Source organism: Alteribacter aurantiacus DSM 18675 (assembly GCF_000429705.1).
Classification (GTDB): domain Bacteria; phylum Bacillota; class Bacilli; order Bacillales; family Salisediminibacteriaceae; genus Alteribacter; species Alteribacter aurantiacus.
On record NZ_AUCJ01000011.1, the window covers coordinates 23,020 to 42,443 of the forward strand.

The 19,424-nt window shown below is 43.1% G+C and carries 20 protein-coding genes and 1 pseudogene; 3 read left to right on the forward strand and 18 right to left on the reverse strand.

What is annotated here, in order from left to right; all coding sequences use genetic code 11:
- Positions 1–84: 84 nt before the first annotated feature.
- From G476_RS0101355 to G476_RS0101380, 6 genes are all read right to left on the reverse strand, one after another.
- Complete coding sequence (locus G476_RS0101355; protein ID WP_026688517.1) at positions 85–1,872, reverse strand: transglutaminase domain-containing protein; 1,788 nt, start codon at positions 1,870–1,872, stop codon at positions 85–87.
- A gap of 316 nt (positions 1,873–2,188) precedes the next feature.
- The gene (locus G476_RS0101360) at positions 2,189–3,664 is read right to left on the reverse strand and encodes a catalase (RefSeq protein ID WP_026688518.1); all 1,476 of its coding nucleotides are present in this window, start codon (positions 3,662–3,664) and stop codon (positions 2,189–2,191) included.
- 257 nt (positions 3,665–3,921) lie between these two features.
- Complete coding sequence (locus tag G476_RS0101365) at positions 3,922–4,728, reverse strand: endonuclease/exonuclease/phosphatase family protein (protein WP_026688519.1); 807 nt, start codon at positions 4,726–4,728, stop codon at positions 3,922–3,924.
- A 6-nt stretch (positions 4,729–4,734) separates the two neighbouring features.
- The gene (locus G476_RS0101370; protein ID WP_026688520.1) at positions 4,735–6,384 is read right to left on the reverse strand and encodes a PTS transporter subunit IIBC; all 1,650 of its coding nucleotides are present in this window, start codon (positions 6,382–6,384) and stop codon (positions 4,735–4,737) included.
- A 248-nt stretch (positions 6,385–6,632) separates the two neighbouring features.
- Positions 6,633–8,027 (reverse strand): MATE family efflux transporter, encoded by a 1,395-nt coding sequence (locus G476_RS0101375; RefSeq protein ID WP_026688521.1) that lies wholly within the window; start codon positions 8,025–8,027, stop codon positions 6,633–6,635.
- Complete coding sequence (locus tag G476_RS0101380; RefSeq protein ID WP_026688522.1) at positions 8,005–8,475, reverse strand: MarR family winged helix-turn-helix transcriptional regulator; 471 nt, start codon at positions 8,473–8,475, stop codon at positions 8,005–8,007. The genes G476_RS0101375 and G476_RS0101380 overlap by 23 nt, the downstream gene beginning before the upstream one ends.
- 179 nt (positions 8,476–8,654) lie before the next feature.
- Between G476_RS0101380 and G476_RS0101385 the strand changes: the two genes are divergently transcribed.
- Complete coding sequence (locus G476_RS0101385; RefSeq protein WP_026688523.1) at positions 8,655–9,182, forward strand: YusW family protein; 528 nt, start codon at positions 8,655–8,657, stop codon at positions 9,180–9,182.
- Positions 9,183–9,293: 111 nt separating this feature from the next.
- Positions 9,294–9,509, forward strand: coding sequence for a hypothetical protein (locus tag G476_RS0101390; protein ID WP_026688524.1), 216 nt, complete (start codon positions 9,294–9,296; stop codon positions 9,507–9,509).
- Between the two features lie 347 nt (positions 9,510–9,856).
- Here G476_RS0101390 and G476_RS22770 read toward each other — a convergent pair whose 3' ends face one another.
- Complete coding sequence (locus tag G476_RS22770; protein ID WP_051314610.1) at positions 9,857–10,756, reverse strand: hypothetical protein; 900 nt, start codon at positions 10,754–10,756, stop codon at positions 9,857–9,859.
- 412 nt (positions 10,757–11,168) lie between these two features.
- Here G476_RS22770 and G476_RS0101405 point away from each other — a divergent pair, with 412 nt between their 5' ends.
- Positions 11,169–11,615, forward strand: coding sequence for a DUF4385 domain-containing protein (locus tag G476_RS0101405; protein ID WP_026688525.1), 447 nt, complete (start codon positions 11,169–11,171; stop codon positions 11,613–11,615).
- A gap of 64 nt (positions 11,616–11,679) precedes the next feature.
- Here G476_RS0101405 and G476_RS0101410 read toward each other — a convergent pair whose 3' ends face one another.
- The 11 genes and pseudogenes from G476_RS0101410 to G476_RS0101455 form a co-directional block, all read right to left on the reverse strand.
- Positions 11,680–11,862 carry a hypothetical protein gene (locus G476_RS0101410; protein WP_026688526.1) on the reverse strand — a complete coding sequence of 61 codons (183 nt, stop codon included), beginning with the start codon at positions 11,860–11,862 and terminating at the stop codon, positions 11,680–11,682.
- Between the two features lie 14 nt (positions 11,863–11,876).
- Positions 11,877–12,716 carry a 1,4-dihydroxy-6-naphtoate synthase gene (locus tag G476_RS0101415; protein ID WP_026688527.1) on the reverse strand — a complete coding sequence of 280 codons (840 nt, stop codon included), beginning with the start codon at positions 12,714–12,716 and terminating at the stop codon, positions 11,877–11,879.
- A complete protein-coding gene (locus G476_RS0101420; protein WP_026688528.1) occupies positions 12,716–13,348 on the reverse strand; it encodes a futalosine hydrolase in 633 nt (210 codons plus the stop codon). The genes G476_RS0101415 and G476_RS0101420 overlap by 1 nt, the downstream gene beginning before the upstream one ends.
- Positions 13,349–13,568: 220 nt before the next feature.
- Complete coding sequence (locus tag G476_RS0101425) at positions 13,569–14,294, reverse strand: hypothetical protein (protein WP_026688529.1); 726 nt, start codon at positions 14,292–14,294, stop codon at positions 13,569–13,571.
- Positions 14,295–14,393: 99 nt separating this feature from the next.
- Positions 14,394–14,762 (reverse strand): VOC family protein, encoded by a 369-nt coding sequence (locus G476_RS23445; RefSeq protein WP_026688530.1) that lies wholly within the window; start codon positions 14,760–14,762, stop codon positions 14,394–14,396.
- Between the two features lie 60 nt (positions 14,763–14,822).
- Positions 14,823–15,212 (reverse strand): annotated as a pseudogene (locus tag G476_RS23450) (GNAT family N-acetyltransferase); the annotation flags it as partial.
- Positions 15,212–15,991, reverse strand: coding sequence for a class I SAM-dependent methyltransferase (locus G476_RS0101435; RefSeq protein WP_026688531.1), 780 nt, complete (start codon positions 15,989–15,991; stop codon positions 15,212–15,214). The gene G476_RS0101435 and the pseudogene G476_RS23450, both read right to left, overlap by 1 nt.
- Before the next feature lie 114 nt (positions 15,992–16,105).
- Positions 16,106–16,561 (reverse strand): hydrogenase maturation protease, encoded by a 456-nt coding sequence (locus G476_RS0101440; protein ID WP_026688532.1) that lies wholly within the window; start codon positions 16,559–16,561, stop codon positions 16,106–16,108.
- On the reverse strand, positions 16,562–17,971 hold the full coding sequence (locus tag G476_RS0101445) for a nickel-dependent hydrogenase large subunit (RefSeq protein WP_026688533.1): 1,410 nt from the start codon (positions 17,969–17,971) through the stop codon (positions 16,562–16,564).
- Positions 17,964–18,869 (reverse strand): hydrogenase small subunit, encoded by a 906-nt coding sequence (locus tag G476_RS0101450; protein WP_026688534.1) that lies wholly within the window; start codon positions 18,867–18,869, stop codon positions 17,964–17,966. The genes G476_RS0101445 and G476_RS0101450 overlap by 8 nt, the downstream gene beginning before the upstream one ends.
- Positions 18,866–19,375 (reverse strand): cytochrome b5 domain-containing protein, encoded by a 510-nt coding sequence (locus G476_RS0101455; RefSeq protein ID WP_026688535.1) that lies wholly within the window; start codon positions 19,373–19,375, stop codon positions 18,866–18,868. The genes G476_RS0101450 and G476_RS0101455 overlap by 4 nt, the downstream gene beginning before the upstream one ends.
- Between the last annotated feature and the right edge of the window lie 49 nt (positions 19,376–19,424).

The window sequence follows — 19,424 nt, forward strand, 5'->3', positions numbered from 1 at the left end:
TCCCACAGTTGATAGTTGTTATTATTAAACAAAAATAAGACTCGTAAAAAAGGCTGTCTCCTTCTTTACGAGTCTACTTCTCTCTTAATACATGATTTCTTCTCTTGTATGTGTTTGATTCAAAAAGTCTTCATCAGGGTCAAAGTAGTCGTCAGTGTAATTGAACACAAATTCATCGGTTTCTTCATCAATGTATCCTGCACCCCAAGTCGGGTCCATTTCGATCCATTCACCGTCAACCTTCACTTCTATCCATGCGTGACGCTCGCGAGTCAAAAATCCGCTTCCTGCCATCCCCGCCACATAGTTTGCTTCCATATCAATCGCTCTGAGCAGGGCGACACCTAAGAAGGCATAATCTTGGCATACCCCTTTTTGAAGCTCTAAGGTTTTTACAGCACTATCATCCATTTCAAATAGACGATCATTAAACTTTTCCACATCGTATGCAATGTTCTCAGCTAAGTAATCGTAAACAGCTTTTGCTTTCTCCCGATCAACTGTAAGACCACTTGTAAGTTCATCGGCAAGAGACTGAATATCTTCATGGTCGGATTCAATCCCTCTCGAAGGAAGAAGGCTTCTTTCATCTTCCACGCCGGTTACTTCGTGAGTAAATTGCGCCACCCCACGGTACCTAAAAAAGCTTTCTTCATCGTCAGTAAGTTCAGGGACACTGATTGTGATTACGTATTCTCCTTCACCAAAGCGAAGCCAGACATCACCGTCAAAGGAATAGTCGGTAACCGGAATATAATAAGTAGCTTCTTCCTCTCCTTCATATTCCGTTGTTATGATCATCTGTTCAATCTCATCAGCTCCCGGGATCGATGAATCCAACTCCCCGGCAAATCGATACGTATTCTCTGTATGCTCAAGAGGGGTTGTAACCGTCGGTTGAGACAAGGTCACACCTCTTTCAAAATAGTCTATAAAAAGTTCTTTCCCTACAAATCGGTCATTCGAACGGTTGTCTACATATAGAGTAGCTGCTTCATAGTACAACTCGTCTTCAGGATTAAACACTTTCAAAATGACTTCATGATAGGCCTCCCCAAAATAAAGAGGAATGTCACTCTGGAAGGAGCCATCTTCAATCTCTACCTTCACATCTTCACTTTCACCTGACCCTTCTCCCTTCACTTCAACTATCATGCTATGATCGTCTTCTGCCAAGGGCAATTCTCCCGAAAGGACAAAGGTCCCGTCTGCCGTTATGATCCCTGTTTCCGGCTGAGTTATCATGAGTTGATGTGAAGCACCTGTGGAAGTAACCTCAATGTCTCGAATCAATTCCTCTTCCACTTTCGTTACTACCAAATTAGACACATCATAAAACCGGTTGTCCTCTCCATCTGTGGTACTCGGTGCACGAACTACAATTCGGTGCTCCCCCATACCTCCATGTAGAAAGAAGTCTTTTGTAAAAGACCCGTCCTCTTCAATTGCTACATAATGATCCATCGTATTGTCATAAGGCAAATCTTCGTCCCCACTGTACCTGACATTGACCCACAATTGATCACTTTGAAAGTCCGCTGTATGTTCGATCTGGCCTTCAATCGTGACTTGGTTGTGTGTCGCATAACGCTGATACACTGGGGAAGTTAGGGTAAGTCCGATCTCTTCAGCATAGCCGGTTAGGCTATGGACTTCTGTTTCTACGCCAACCTCTGCACTGAGTCTATCAATTTCTTCATCTAATACGTCCCCATCTAAGGCATCATTTTCGTTTGTTTCTTCTACAGCTTCTTCTGTTTCTGCTGCTTCATTTGCTTCTTCTTTAGATATCGTTTCCTCTTCATCCCCACAAGCTCCCAAAACAAGAAGGGATGCCATAAGTACCCACACATTTCTTTTTACAAATGCCATCGTCCCACTCCATTATGTTGTTTTCGTTTATTTACTCCTTCTATTGTAAGGGGGATAGGCCTAGTTTTGTACCATCTTTTGGTTCATTTTTCCCATAATTTCCTTAGGATAAGGAGTAAATGCAGAAGTGAACTTGGTCTGAGCTCAAGAAGAAAACACAAAAAATAGAGGCTGGGACAGAAGTGTTTATTAAGAGTAGAAGTCCGAACACTGGTATGCGGTTCGAATAAACCGCTACTGAAATATACTCCGCTCTAGTAGCGAAATGTTCGCACTACTCTAAACACTTTCTTATATGTCTCAACCTCTAGTCATGTTATTTTGAGCTGTGCTGTTTAGCAGCTTCCAGGTAGGGAGTAATATCTACCTCAAGCTTTTCTGCGAGCGTTTTACCTAATTCTTCATCCGCTCGGTAGAAGTTGCACACGGCTCGAAGTACTGTTTCTTCGGCAACATCGCCTAAATCATTTACAATATTTTTAATCGTAGCTTCTTGTTCTTCTTTTGAATAACGGCGCCACACTTGACCTGCTTGGCCGAAGTGATTTTTCTTTTCGATCGGCTGACGACCGGTTACCCCTTCAAGAGGTGCTCGATATTCAGACTGGGATTTATCTTCTTTTGGCGTATCCTCATATCGGTTAGGCTCATAATTGATAGAATTCGTTTGCTGACCAATTGGCATGAAACCGTCACGCTGATTGTTATTTACTTTTGCAAACGGACAGTTAATTGGGAGCTGTAAATAGTTCGGTCCTACACGGTGGCGCTGTGTATCACTGTATGAGAACAATCGTCCTTGAAGCATTTTGTCCTCAGAAGGTTCGATTCCCGGCACTAAGACCCCAGGGTTAAACCCTACAGATTCCGTCTCAGCAAAAACGTTGTCCGGGTTCTTGTTTAACGTCATCGTTCCTACATGATGATATGGGAAGTCTTCTTCAAACCAGTCTTTTGTTGCATCCAGTGGATTGAAGTCGTAATTATCGAGATCTTCCGGTGCTAAGAATTGAACATACAGATCCCACTCAGGGAAATTACCCTCTTCTATCGCGTTGTAAAGATCAAGGCTTGCATGGTTGAACTCTTCTGCTTGAATATCCGCCGCTTCCTCTTCAGAAAGGTTTTTGATTCCTTCTTTCGGAACCCAACGAAGCTTCACATATGTCATGTTTCCAAATTCATTCACCCATTTAAAAGCATGTACACTTGATCCTCTCATATTGCGGTAAGAAGCAGGAATTCCTTCATCGGACATTAGATGAAGCATCATGTTCGTTGATTCAGGACGTAGGCTCATAAAATCCCAATAGCGGTCAGGGTCTTGTACATTTGTACGTGGGTCGGGCTTTAAGGCATGAACCATATCAGGGAACTTCATGGCATCACGAATAAAGAAAACAGGAAGGTTGTTTCCTACGAAGTCGTAGTTGCCTTCTTCTGTGTAAAATTTAACAGAAAACCCACGAGGATCTCGGAGTGTCTCCGGCGAATGATTGCCATGGATGACCGTAGAGAAGCGAACGAATACAGGTGTTTCTTCCCCTTCATTTTGAAGGAATTTCGCTTTCGTATGACGCTTCATACTATTTTTCACTTTAAAGACACCATGAGCTCCTGCACCACGAGCATGAACAACACGCTCAGGTACTCGCTCTCTATCAAAGTGAGCCAGCTTTTCGATTAATTGATAGTCTTCTAATAATGTAGGCCCATTTTGCCCAGCTGTTCGGGAGTTTTGGTTATCCTCAATGGGAACACCTTGATTTGTAGTCAATTTTTTATGATCCATAATGGATTGCCTCCTTAAATAGTGTAAACCCACACGCGCTACCTAAAGTGGGTAACTAGTTTAATTAAAATTACTTTTTAATTATAATTATTTTAATTTAATAATGCTAATCATATGCTCAAAATCAATCGCACGTAATCCAATTCATTAACCAGAACACACTTCTCTCTTTCCTTCTTTCCAGCACGTTCAAACTAAATCCCGTTTTCTACTGAATAAAAAAACCCCGGAGAGCAGCTCTCCGGGGCACACATGGTTTAGCTTTTTGGCAGAGGGGACTCCAAGATCACTTCAACACCGAAGTGATCGGAGACGACAGGCTTGTTTTTACTGTTAAAAATGACATTCGAACCATGAACAGGTAACGAGATGTTGGAGAAAATGTAGTCGATGCGAAGACCCTTTTCATTTCCATCCCATCCGGCAATGTCACCCACAACGGTCGTTCCGTCATCTGTAGCCATGGCCAAAGTGTACGTATCCACCAGTTCTTTTGATAGAAGGTAATCGTACCCTTCTCCTTCTTTACCTGCATCATTATTGAAGTCACCAAGGAGGAAGTACACCTCGTGGTTACCGGCTTTTTTTACGAGCCGGTCCACTTGGTCTTTATAGCTCTCTTCTTCGTCATCCCACCAGCCGAGGTGGCAGGAATAAAACGTCATTTCTTTTTCAAGGTAGCGGATCGTTGCCCCTACTACTTTTCTTGTTTTCCAAAAAGACGTATCTTCACTCTTTGTAATATAAAAGCTTTCGGTTGAGACAACCGGGTGCTTCGTTAAAATCGCAAGGCCTTCCTCGTACACGTCGTAACCAAGGTGGGCCACATCCCACACCATGGAATAACGATCGTTCCCTCTTTTTTTTAACTCTTCTACCAACACATAGGCAAAATTGTCGTCTTTCACACCACCATAAAGTTCGGTAGAATCCACGTGCTGACTTACTTCTTGAAGGGCAATCACATCGTAGTCATTTTCATCAATCACTTGTGCGATCGTCCTGATTTTTTCCCACTGGTTCTCTTCCTGCCATGAATGACAGTTGAGAGTCAATAGCTTCATAGATTATTACGCTCCTAGTCGATCTTGAATATCAGATTTCAATACATCGGCTTTTGGTCCGTAAATCGCTTGAACACCGCGGTTCTTACGAATTAAACCAAGAGCACCGTTCTTTTTCCAATCCCCTTCATCTGCAACTTTCTCAAGATCTTTTACCGTTACACGAAGGCGAGTCATACATGCATCTACATCTTCAATGTTATCACGACCACCGAGAAGTGCAATCACTTGTGCGGCTTGACTGTTATCATCTCCGTCACTACCTTTATCTTGAGCGTCCGTTTGTCCTTCTTCACCGTTGTCAATGTAGTTCCCATTACGCCCTGGTGTTGGAAGGTTGAACTTCTTAATCATAAAGGTTGCGACACCGTAGTTTAGAGCAAAGAACACGGCACATGTAATCACAAAGTTAAACAAGTCTCGTCCGATACCTGCATTAATCATAAGCGGGGTACGAGTGAGAAGCTCAATGATCCCGAATGAGTGAACACGAAGGTCAATTAAATCTACTACAGCAAACGCCATTCCTGTCATAACAGCGTAAATAATATAAAGTACAGGAGCTGCAAACATAAACATGAATTCAATCGGCTCTGTTACACCTGTCAAGAATACAGCAAGACCCGCTGATAAGAAAACAGATTTGTATTTCACTTTTTTATCTTCATCCACATTTTTATACATGGCATAAGCAATACCAATCAGAGCTGCAGTCGATGTAATAACTTGCCCTGCTTTAAAACGAGCTGGTGCTACGTCTTCTTTCAAGTCGTTGTATGCTTCCATATCCCCTTGAGCTAACCAGTTGTTAAGGTCTGTAATCCAAGCTAACCAAAGAGGGTCTTGTCCGGCTACGATACGACCGGCTGCTTCTCCGGTTTGAATCATATACGTTCCACCAAGCTCCGTGTAGTTCATCGGAACGGTAAGCATATGGTGAAGTCCGAATGGCAAGAGAAGTCTCTCTAGTGCACCAAAGATAAACGGTGCGATAACTGGCGCTGTATCACGAGAAGTTGCGATCCATTCACCAAAGTTATTAAGAGCTGTTTGAATCATCGGCCATACGAGTGACAAGAGGAACGCCACGAATACAGAACCTACAATTACGGTAAAGGGTACGAAACGTTTACCGTTAAAGAAGGCCAACGCTTGTGGCAAACGATCAAAATTATAGAAACGGTTAAAAAGTGCTGCTCCTAAGAAACCGGATACGATCCCGATAAATACACCCATGTTAAGGGCAGGAGCTCCTAATACACTAATGAAATAGTCAGATACGACAAGTTCACTACCAAACATTGTTTGAACTGTTGCTTCAGGGTCGTTTAACATTCCTTCGTTAACCCCGAAAATCGCACCGGTAATTCTGTTCATTAAAATAAAGGCAATCAATGCTGCAAAAGCACCGCCGGCTCTCTCTTTCGCCCACGAGCCACCGATGGCTACCGCGAATAAGATATGGAGGTTCGTAATGATAGCCCAACCGATATCTTCCATAATCCGTGCAACCGCTTGCAGTAAAGCTAAATCAATATCGATCATGGCAAGCGCTTTACCAAGTGAAATCATAATACCTGCTGCAGGCATTACCGCAACTACTACTAATAAAGCTTTTCCGAACTTTTGCCAGAAATCAAAGGATAAAATTGGCATGTTTTTGAGTTTGTCCATTGTACGTCTCACCTTTCTGGATGACTGAATCTTTTGTATTGGAATTCTTTGAATCGTTAGTTATGTGCAAGCGTTTGCACTTAATGTATATACTTATGGTAAAGGAAGTGCTTTCAAAATGCAAGTGGGTAATTTAGGGGATTTTCATTTGCAGTGTTAGGACGAGTTTGTCCGGTCATTCTATTAAAAAATCCCTGTTCGAATAAAACTCGAACAGGGATTCTTTTTGCTTAAGATGAAACAGCTTCTTTCTCCAATACCGGCAGATCATCTTCTTTCGTTCGTATAAGAAAGAGTCGTCGATCCCGATACAAAAGAGCAGCTGATAGAATGAATGCCAGTACATCTGCTATAGGAAATGCCAGCCACACTCCTGCTACACCGAAAAAGTGAGGCAAGATAAGAACGAGAGGGATTAAAAACAACACCTGTCTTGCCATAGATAAAACGAGAGCCTCTTTCGCTTTCCCAAGCGCTTGATACAGACCGCCACTCACCACTTGCACCCCGATTAAAACCGCTGCGGCAAACATGATTCGCATACCTTCTGCTCCAGCTTCAATCGTAGCAGCATCGGTTGTAAAGATCCGCATAAACCAATGAGGGAACACCATCACCACTATGAAGACCATCACTGAAAATACCGTTACTACTTTTAGTCCAAGCCAGATCGTATCTTTTAATCTACCATACTGCTTGGCACCGAAATTATAGCCAATGATCGGCTGCATTCCCTGAAGAATCCCCATCATTGGCATGAGGGTAAACATGGCTACACGTTGAACGATGCCAAAGACGCCTACGTGAAAATCAGTACCAAAGCGTAGCAACATAGCATTGATAGCAATCATCATCACACTACCTGCAACTTGACGAACAAGAGCCGGCATACCAATAATGGTCACTTCTTTGATGACACTGTAAACAGGTTTAAAGTCGGATAAGGACGGCGTTAACGTACTTTTTCCTAACATAAAGTAGCGAATCACCAAGATTGAAATGGACGCTTGTGAAATGACAGTCGCAATCGCTGCACCTTGTACCCCCATATCCAACCATACGATAAAAACGGGATCGAGGAGAATGTTAAGTACAGATGGAATAATCATCGTCATCATGGCAAAACGGGCGTTACCTTCAGATCGGATGATGGCGTTCGTTGTGAACGCAAAGGAAAAGAAAATCGTTCCGAGCATGATCGGAAACATATAATCCATTGCATATCCAAGCGTTTCCGGCGTGGCCCCGAATAAAGACAATAACGGCTCGAGGTACGTGAACGCACCGATAAAGGCAAAGGCACTAAATAGGATGATCATCGTCAAAATGTTACCAAATACCCGATTTGCCTCGTGCCCTCGCCCTTCACCAAGGCGCCTGGAAATAACGGAAGCTCCACCGATACCTACAGCAGCGGCTACGGCCATAATAATAAGCATCACCGGAAAGGCAATCGTTACACCGGCAACCCCTTCAATCCCTACAAACCACGATATGAATATCGTATCTACAAGGTTGTAAAGAGCCATGACGAACATTCCGATCATCGCTGGGATTGATAAGTTTTTAAGTAGCTTCGGAATCGGTTCCGTCCCGAGGCGTTTACTCTGTTCTTTTTGCGTCATTCGTAATCACCTCTTTCTTTCCTTCGTTAAAACTACGTTGAAGTTTTTTCAACCAAGAGATGAGGAGCTTTTGCTCTTCGTCTGACATTTCACTTGTTAGATCTTCTTCAAGCTCATTAATGATTCTCCATATTTTCTGTTCGTTTACACGGCCTTTTTCAGTGAGCTCAATCACCTTTGTTCGACGGTCCTCCGTGCTGTCTTTTTTTATGATTAACTCCTGCTTTAGCATAGAATCCACAATCCCGTTCATGGTCGACCCTTTTACGTAAAGCATTTTCTGAAGTTCAGATTGCGTTCGCTCTCCTTGGTCAAAAAGGATAAAAAGGACTTTCGCTTGAGACATGGTTAACCCAAGCTCAGAGAGTCGTTCGTTGTATCGGTTTTTTAAGAAATGTGAAACCAAGTTCACGTGATGTCCCACTAATTGGTCAAACTTCCTAAGCATTTAATTAGCCCCCTAAGTATTATGTAGTTTATTTAACCATATTTATCGGATAATATCTATATATAATTGTTAGTTGACTAATATTCCGATTCAAGAAATAAATCTATCATTGTTTACCGCTTTTTTTATAGGGGTAAAATGAGTTTGTAAATATCTTCAAGTACACTGGAGGAAAGAATATGAAAAAATTTGCACTTTCACTAACAACAATAGCACTAGCAATTGGCTTAGTGGCTTGTGGAACAGCTGATGATAACATGGATGATAATGGTACGACTGGTGACAACGGATCAGATGATATGGACGATGATCTCGGCGAAGATGATGAGCTCGACAACGATGACATGGACGATGAAGCTGGAGACAACGGATCAGATGACTGGTACGAAGACCTTGCATTTTATGACTTTGAGCTAGAAGTCGAGTATAGTGATGGTAGTTATGAAGCTGAATACGAGTACAACGATGGATATCCTGAAGCTGAAATTGAAGATACTCGTGCGGATGTGAATATTGAGATGTCTGGACAAGAAGCGCTCGATGAGATGGAAGGACCTCTTACAAGCTTAGACATTTCAAGTGACATGTCTGATGATGAGATTCGGGATGCCGTTATGGATGCCTTTAGCCTCGATGAAGGTTATGAGGAGTTTGAAGTAGAGATCGATTTCTTTGACGAAGACGATGTTGAAGTGGAAGATGAGTAAATAGTAAAAACCGGTCGGGCGCTCCTTGTGTCCGACTTTCTCCTATTGGATGAAATCTTCCAACACGTATGCCATACTAGAGGGAATTCTTTAAAGTAAGGAGCGTTTCACGTGAAAAAAACGATGAATGAAGTCGAAGGAAAGATTACACCAGACGCCCCGGTGTACAACCTTGAAGATGTATCTCCTAACGAAATGGCCATACTTGACCTGGCATTACAAGATCGCGCAGACATCATGCGCCAAGTGGCAGAAATGGAAAAGGATGATACGTATTTGCAAATGGCAGAGGAAGCAGAGCAACTTCGAGATTTAATTAAAAAATAGACATGGTGACCTCGGCCTTAGTGTCGGGGTTTTTTTGTGGAGCGGGGACGGGCGCCTTCCTTAAGGTCATTTAGGGTGTTTTAATGGCTTGGGATTAAGAGTTTTTTTACTAGACTCCAGTCTAGTGTTTAAAGCTCTAAAAAAGCCAGCATAAAGTTATGCTGGCAGGTATAATTATCTTTTCTGAATTTTAATAAACTCTAAGTACATTAATGGAAATGTCACTAGAAGCATGATAAAGAAGCCTATTATGACATTTAATATCTCTTTATCTTTAGTGATATATTGGGATACCAAATAAGAAACTATACAGATTATAATAAAATATATAAAATACCTTAAATATTTCATTGTGTTATATCTATCCAACCGTTATTTCTATACCAATCTTTTGAATCTATAAACTTAGCAACAGCTACCCCAATATCAGCATAATCCAAGGTTACATATACAGCAGTTCCAACTACTGATGCTATAGCAACTCCTCTAACAGTTTGGATTTTTAGTTTCTTGGCTTGTGCTGTAACAACTCTTGATAACGTATCTGCAGCTGCCTTTTTTCCTTTCTTTTTAATATAGCTTTTAACTGCACTTACACCTCCACCGACGATACCGCCTATTGCCACATTAAAAACAGAACCAGCTAAGTATACACCTACCCTTACTTTGCCTTTGTTTTTATTAGAAGCATAAACTTTATCAGAACCTAAAAATAATATTTTAGAAAAAGAAATTAAAGCTAGTTCTTCAGATTCTATTTTTTCAACATATTTTTCTTCTAGTACTTCTTGTGTAGCTTCCAGGTCATTAAATGTTTCCGATTCACTATCAAAAATACTAATAAGAGCTTCTTCTAGTAATTCTGTTTCTGTAGTACCAGAAATAGCCGCTGCTTCTTCAATAATTTGAAGGAATTCTTCTCGTTCTTCTTCATCCATTTTCGATATATCTAAATCATATACAGCATCCTCAACATCAAAATCTTCAGCAAGAATATCTTCATTAAAATCCTCAGCTTCAGGATGCACGGCTACACCTAATTCTTTTAGTTCATCAACACCCAATTCTTCTAAATCTTCGAACAGTAAGTGTTCTAAAGATGATTGATCTTCAAAGAAATCATCTTCAAAGTTCACTTGAGAATTACTGTTTGCAAAAGTTGAAAACGAACTACCGATTGAAGAAAATAATAGGACAAAAACTGTAAAGAGAATTATTTTTGACGTAAATCTTTTTTTGATGCTCATAAGCCTCCTTTATCAAGATGAAAAAATTATATATTAAAAGTCATTATATTTACAACATTTATTTTATTTTGTTTATTTTTCTAATTTCGGAAGACTAAATAACTATGAAAAGAGAGTTATCTATGGTGTATGTCAACGGCACAAGTCTGACTGGAGCGAAAAAGGAATTCAAGGAGTTGATAGACCAACTGCATCCAAACCCTCTTGGCATTGAAGCAAATAAACGGTACTTGACTTGAATTAACGGGTTCGCTATTTGATTTCGCGGCTCACTCCTCTTTTTTTACGGTAGCACCACTCTTATTAACCGGTTAGCCCCCCTGCTGACTTCACCATAAAAAAACGCCATTACCATCGTTTAACTCGTGGCCAACGAAGGGAATAATAACTCCAATACAAGGAGGGACGCCCGATGGCTTTTGATTATGACCTGGACTTTGACAATATTGACTTTAGAAAGGAACCAGACAAGTACCGTGTCGGTCGCGGTGAGCAAGGGGTTCTTCTAGTGGAACCTTATAAAAGCGAGATCCTCCCCCACTGGCGCTTTAAAACTCCAGAGATCGCTAAAGAATCCTCCGAAAAGATCTATGAGCTCTTTGAAGAATATAAAACGAACGATGATTTTGTAGGAATGGACATGGCAAGGAAGTTTATTCAAATGGGCTATACGAGAGCGAGGCGTTACGCTAACTATAAAGGCGGGAAGAAATATGACGACGATGGAGAAATCAATGGGCGGGACATCGACGAAGAGAAAGCCGAATCCGCCCGTATATTTGAGGAAAAGTGGAAGGTTGTGCGCTCAGACGAAGAATACTTAAAAAAGAAAAAAGCGCATCAAAAAGAATACGGGTAAACAAAAATGGTGCCAGGCACTGCGTGATCAAGTGATCACAGGGCCTGGCACCTTGTGAAGATGTTCACTGATTTTTAATGAGTAGAAACCCGTGAACCATCAATCCGACGCCGATTCCGACACCAATGCCCATGAGAGCGCCTAACCAAACGGCGTTGATCAGATTTCCTACAATGAGTCCAACCACTTGCCCGAACACTAAAAATAAAACGTAAAAAAGGACCGGTGACTTCTGCAATAATTTCATCGCTCGTTTCTCCCTTACTTATAACTCCGAAGCTTTTTCATATCAAAAGAAGGAACGATTCCTTCTTTTGCGGCGCGACCTAGTAACGCTTCAATGGCCTGATACCCTTCTTCACCTAAATCTTTCGTAAATTTGTTCACGTAAAGATTGATATGGGCTTTAACCACATCATCGCTCATTTCTTGAGCGTGCTCCAGTACATAATCACGAGACACCTCCGGATGAGCCCAAGCATACTCTACAGATGAACGAATCCATTCCTCTATCTTTTCAAGGTTTAGAGATCGATGAGCAATGATCGCTCCAAGGGGGATAGCAAAACCCGTGTCTTTTTCCCACCACTCACCTAAATCCGTAAGCATAGTCAAGTTATAGTTTTGATACGTAAACCGAGCTTCGTGTATGACGAGACCGGCATCTATCTTCCCGTCCCGAACGGCTGGCATGATTTCATCAAATGGCATAATCTCAATTTCCCCAACGCCTCCAGGTACGTGATCGGCCGCCCATAACCTGAATAGCAAATAGGCGGTAGATTTTTCACTTGGAACAGCTACCCGCTTTCCTGATAAAGAAGCCGGATCCGTCGTACCGCCGGCTGTGAGTACCAACGGACCGCACCCTCGGCCTAACGCGCCACCACAAGGAATTAGGGCGTAGTCATCTAAAACCCATGGAAGAGTGGCGTACGAAATCTTCATCACTTCAGGACCTGTCCCGTCAATGGCCCAGTGATTCGTAATATGAATATCTGCATACGTGACGTTGATGGGCTCGGCACCTGGGATTAGATCGTGAGCCCACGCGTGAAACGTAAACGTGTCATTCGGACATGGTGAATACGCGATTTTCATTAAAATACCTCCTTCATGACTTCACTGGCTTCTGTTAGCCGGGAAAGTGCTTCTTTAATCTTCCAAGCTTCTCGGTCTCTTGGTCCAACCGGGTTTGAAATCGCTCGAACCTCAAGGAACGGTACACCGGCTTCCTTCGCGGCCGTTGCCACACCAAACCCTTCCATGGCTTCACATAGGGATTTTGGGTGTTTTGTTCGTAGCTTGTTTGCTGTTTCTTCCGTCCCTGTGACAGTATTTAATGTCAGCACATCCCCAAGATGAACATTACGATTGCAAGCGTGAAGTAGAATTTCTCCTTTTTCTTGATCTCCTTCAATTACCGCGGACCCGAAGCCTAATTCATCTATAGGGATGAATCCGTTAGGTAACTCTGCACCCAAGTCAGCTGCAATGCTCTTCGTTCCAACCACGAGGTCTCCTACTTTTGCAACTTCTTTAAATCCCCCTCCAATCCCCATGTTTATAACGAGGTCGTATAAGCCCGAAGCAAGTGCGGTAGCTGTATTGGCTGCGGCCGCTGCCACTCCAACACCACCGCAAATGACTTGAAAGCGAGGGTCTTCGGATAACCCTTTCTCAACCGCCGCTTTTTCCACTTCTACAGATGTTACGATCAGTATGTTTGTCATCACCGTTCTCCTTATGTACATGCTTCTTTAAGTTTATCAGTAGTAAAGCTGATTTAAAAGGTTCGAGGTCAGGCGCTTTGTGAAACAGTGAACGAAGGGTCAGACCCCCAACTTGGTTGCGAAGGCGCAAACAACAAACTCACGCACATCGTTACAGGGAGCGACACATTTCCTAAGTTAAACAAACGTTTATTTACTTTGCGAACGATGGCGAATGGCGTTACATCACGTATAAAAGGATCGTATAGAGCCCTACACCTGCCGCAAAGGCCCAGAAATTACTCTCCCTTTCTTCCGGCAACTCTTCTTTTAACACGTTTAGAATCATTGTGCCTGCCAAAATTGAAAACAAGAGCGCGATGCCGTGCTCGTTCACTTCCACAAATACGCCGGTCAACCATCCAACTACAACAGCTGCCGCGAGTAAATACCGTCCGTAAACGTCATACTCTTGCTTGTGGGTTTGCCGAAGGGCGTGATCGTTTGAAACGAAGTGAACGGATAATGCAAAGAAGTATAAGAACAATTCGCTCGGCTCCCGATTCTCTCCTCGGAGCAACAAATAACCGATCAAGAAATTGTAAAGAAAGAATGATAAAATATGGATTCTAAACACCCATGGATTTTCATCTTCCCCTCTCTTTCCTTTCTCTATCGCACCTTTCGCCATCCTCTCCAAGCCATAAAAGGCAGATAAGCCAAGAAGAGACGCGAGATAAACGTGATAATCCCCCAACCCAAAGAGCTGGAACTCGTTTGTATGAAGCTCGTCTTGGTACATATGAAGCTCAGGCAAGATATGCATGAACACATAAGCAATTGAAACCCCGCCTGCAACAGAAAGGACTTTACTACGAGGAATCGTGTGTAAAAAGGTCACATGCCTTGAAAATAAATGAACAACGATAAATCCGACTACACAAAGAAAACTCACGAGATAGAGCATCCCCCGTCCCCCTTTCCTTTGCGTTTCTATTCCCTCCTATGAAAAACGAAAACGGTGCCAGGCACTGTGTGATTTAGTACACACAGGGCCTGGCACCACTTAGATCCACTCCAATATTTCAAGACGGTTACCGAATGGGTCGTCCAAGTAGATCCGTTTTGCCCCCGGCAAGTCCTCGTCTTTTTTATACGAAACAGCGTGATGATCCAAATGCTCAATTAACCCGTCAAGGTTATCAATTTCAAAGGCTGGGTGAGCTTTCTTAGCAGGAGAAAAGGATTCTTCAACCCCGATATGTACTTGAATAGAGCCGAATTCGAACCATGCGCCTCCTCTTTTTCGTAATACCTCTGGTTTTTCTACTTCTTCAAATCCTAACACGCCGGCAAAAAAACGACGAGCCTCTTCTTCACTTCCTTTTGGTGCAGCTAATTGAACATGGTCAATCCGTTTAAATTCAAATGGCATCTTCGTTCCCTCCACGTTTTTTATCATATGAACACAACCTGCTTCGTACCGTTCCACACTGTATCCACTGTTTTGATATAAAGATATGGCACTTGTCCAGTCATCGTTCGTTTCAATGACCATTCTCTTATACCCCATCCTCAAGCCATGTTTTTCAAGCTCATGAAGCATTCGTTTGGCACACCCTTTTCTGCGGTGACCTTCACTAACACTCATCCGTTGAATCCGTCCTACACCTTCGCACTCGTTAGTAATAGCGCCGGTACAAACGATCTGTCCCTGTGATATTCCTGTTAAAAATACATAGCCTGGCCGATTGTAAAAGGTTCTTATCTTCTGTAGGTCTTGGTTAAAAGAGTGGTCAAGTACCCCGAATCGTTCTTTCATCCCAGCCAATACGAGGTCCCTCGCTTCCTCTTCCTGACCATTCTGAACCGCTGTAATTCTCATCACTCTCTCACCACGGCCTGCCAGATCGTCCAACGATCTTTTTCAACAATCTCCCCTTCAGGCAGCTCCATTTCCAAGTGACGAATCAACTCTTCCATTTCGTCGTTACTAAGCTCATGCAAAATAGACCGTCCGTTTCTTGCACGAAGGTCTTCAAATAAACGCTCTTTTGAAGGATATCGATGTCTTGTTTCCCAAAGCCGATGGACGCTTACTTGTTGAAACCCTGTAGCCTCTAATTCATGAACAACCCTCTCACTCCTATGGCGTCTGTTCACCTCTTGGTCTACAAGACGAGGAAACAATGAAAACAAGTACCCTCGAATATGCTCCTCACTTCCTGGCAAGAAACAATCTTCAGGTGTACGGTCTTGGACGATGACTACTCCACCCTCTCTAAGCAATCGCCTCGCTTCAAGAAAGCACGGGTGAAGGTCTTTCATGTGATGAATAAGCGCTCTTTGCAAGACCATGTCACTGCATCCATCCTCCAAACCAGTGTCCTGAGCGCTTCCTTTTTGTAATGTAAGCCTACGATCAGCACCGATCTTTTCACGAGCGCCAGTAAGCATGGCTTCAGAGAAATCCACTCCCGTTACTGAAGAGACGCCAAGGTCCGCCAACGCCTTCGTGTAAATCCCGCCACCACAACCAATGTCTACCGCATGCTTCCGAGTGGCCGGACGTACGAGCCTCTCCATGGTTTCCTTCCAAGTTTGATCTGCTTTCCTCGTCGTATAACTGTCTTTGTTCCTTCTGTCATGAAAATTGATGCCCATACAATCAACCCCATGTGTGAGATACTTTAATTTTAGCATAATATTCCATAAACATAGAAAGAACAAGCACTATGTGAACAGCTGAACACAGTGCCAGACCCCGTGTGAATTCCCTCACATGGGGTCTGGCACTACTAGTTCCTTCAATAGTTGGCTAATTTTTTCTGTAATGTTTACTTTCATGTTATTTAGGCAATCACTCAGGCCAATGTGAAACGCAAGTTGTTCTGGCTCTATGCCAATGACTATCGTATCTTTACCTGTTTGTTGCAATACGTGAAACAGGTGGAGGTTATGAGGAGATATAGGGAGTGTTTCCATTGCATCCAGTTCAGACAAATGGGAAACGGTTATTTCTCCAGGCTTCTTTCCCCCAAGCATGGCATCGATCACGATGACTTGGTCTGCCCCTTCCACCCTATCAAGGCAATACTCGATGTCTGACTCTCCGATCACGTAATCTACCATTGGTATGGCCAAATCTTCCTTTAACGCTTCAACAACGTAGATTCCAATCCCATCGTCCATCATCAGTTGGTTACCGATCCCCAATACCATCGTTCTCTTCATCTAGAACACCTGAATAGTTTTGACTTTTTTTCCCGGCACAAATACATGTGTGGCACATGACATACATGGATCGAAGGACCTAAGGATCCTTCCGACTTCCGCAGGCTGATCGACGTTTTGAATCGGCGTTCCCATCAGTGCTTCCTCCGCTATACCACGATACCCTTGATCATCTTTCGTTGAAAAATCCCATGTGGAAGGTGTAATAATTTGATAAAAAGAGAGTTTCTTACCCTTTATTTTAAGCCAATGACCTAGCGCTCCCCGAGTCGTATCCGTCAATCCTCTCCCCTCAGCCTCATTAGGAAGCGTATATTTTTTCTGGACGTCAACACCAGGAACAACTTGACCAAGAAGGGTTTTCATAATGCCGGCAATCTTTTGTGCCTCCAATGCTCTAGCCAAGGTTCGATCCATAGCTGAAATTCCATTCGTATACTCATTGCTTAAAATAAGCCTTGCCAGAGGCCCCACTTCCATCGGTTTCCCATCATACCTTGGAGCTTTAACCCATGAATAGGACGTTTTCTTGCCCCTATCCGGTTCAGGCATCGTTTCGTCAGGCTTGTATTCTTCATCTGTAGAACGGTACCAAGAGTAGTCAATTTTTTCTTTGATTTTTGTTTCATCAAATGGCTCGACTCCCCTGCTCATCGATACTAGAGGATCTACATATAACGTCCCCAGCTCCTTATACTGATCGAAGGCCCCAAAAGTAAGTAAATTTCCATACCCTCCACCAAGACGATAATATTCAGGGTAGTATGCTGCAATTTCATAAACGTCTGGTATCATTTTCTGTTCAATAAACTGTGTCACTTGTTTTAAGATGGAAGCTAATTTGACAACAATGTCCGCGTTTACCTGTGTCGTCACACCACCGATAAAAACGCCGTGGTTGTGAGGGGCTTTCCCGCCTAAAACAGCAAGCATCTGATGAGCAAGGCGACTGATCGTAAGGGATTCAAAATAATGTTTAGATATACGATCGCTGGCCGTCTTTGGAATCCGAAAGTCATCATGATCCGATTGAAAGAGAGGGTTTTGCTCAATTTTCACAAAATCTGGCACCGTGTATTGATATGTGTGGCGGATATGGTTTTGTAAGAACTCACAGCAATGGATAATGTCTCTTAAATACCTGCCTTGTTCAACGGCTTCAATCCCTAGAGCATCTTCCAATGCCAGTGAAGATGCCATGGAATGGGCCGCTGAGCAGATGCCGCATATCCGTTGTGTAAAATAAACAGCATCGAAGGGGCTTCTTCCTACGAGCATTTGCTCAAACCCACGGAACATGTTTCCTTTCGTTTTCACATCTACTACGTTATTTTTTTCTACGGTCACATCTACTTCCATAAAGCCGCTAATCCTGGTTAAAGGATTAATGATGATTTTTTGTTTACTCATCCTTAACCACCCTTGTCGTGTCATAGGTAATAAAGGGGGCCATCGCATCGGGAAAACCGAATTGTGTACACCCTATGCAAGGCGTGTTCGCACCAATCGGCCAGTTTACGTGGCCATTCCACTGCCTGGTGGGACAATCGATCCTCGTTACCGGACCTCGGCACCCGAGTTTAAACAAGCACGTTTTATCACCTAGCTTCTCTGCGAAAATGCCTTTATCAAAAAACGGTCTCCTTGGACAACGATCATGAATGAGGGTGCTGTAAAACATAAGAGGGCGGCCCAGGTTATCTGTTTCCGGCACTCCATATAACAGAAGGTGAGCCAAGGTTCCTAAAAACCAGTCCGGATTTACAGGGCATCCAGGCAATTTAATAATCTCTTTTTCGGGCAAAACCCTCTGAAGGCCAACGGACTCAGAAGGATTGGGCTTAGCGGCTGACACGCCCCCATGTGTGGCGCATGCCCCTACAGCTAAAATTCGAGATGCTTTTTGACCGAGCATGGTTACCGCTTCTAGACCTGTGAGTGGTTTTCCGTTTAACGTGCCAATCACGTTGTATAACCCGTTGTCTCTTAGAGCCACGGCCCCTTCAACAGCTAGAATATATTCATCTTGGGACGCAGCAAGCAATTTCTCCATCGCTTGCTCACCTTCTGAAGCCATTAAACTATTACTGTAGCGGAGATTGACCATGGAGTTTACCATATATTCAAAGTCAGGGTTTTGACCATTCAACAACGAAATAATGTTGCCGGAACAGCCATTTAGCTCTAAGTAGATCAAGTTTTGCTTTTTTATAAGCCCGTTTTGGATTCTTGATACGGCAGCGTTGGTTAACCTTTCAGCTACCGCTTCATTGGTCATCGGTTCCGGTGGTAAGATATATCCGCTCATAGTAGTCTCCCCACTACAGGAAGTGTAGCTAAAATCGCTTGCTGCCCTGCATGACAGGATGCAAATTCCTCTGTGTACTCTTTTCCTGCTGTTAAACCAAAGTGAGTTGCGGCTGCCCACGTTCGATTATTTGTCACATCATAAACCGTACCGTTCACGGCCACATAAGCTGCTCTTCCATTTTTCCCATCATAATTAGCTAGCTCTTCCAGTGTAAACGTTCGGTCATTGGAGGGAGTTGAATTTGGTAGCTGATTTAATGTCATCCCATTGGCAGCTAGCATCGCTGGCTGCATCTGAGTAAGATGACTCGCTGGCTGGGCATTTGCCTGATTTGCCAGCACCTCACTAATGAAATGAATCTCGGAAAGGGTATCCCATAAGCGCTGGAGAATCGGTTGTTTTTGAGGACTTTGATCGGTTAGTCCAGAAAGAGTGTAAAGGTCATAGCGGGCCTGAGTAACCAGATGATTCATCCTTAACCTCTGTAGCTCAATGTTCGTCATCCTATTCTCCCCTTCTTATGCATTCAACCTATTCCTATGCAAAGAAAAA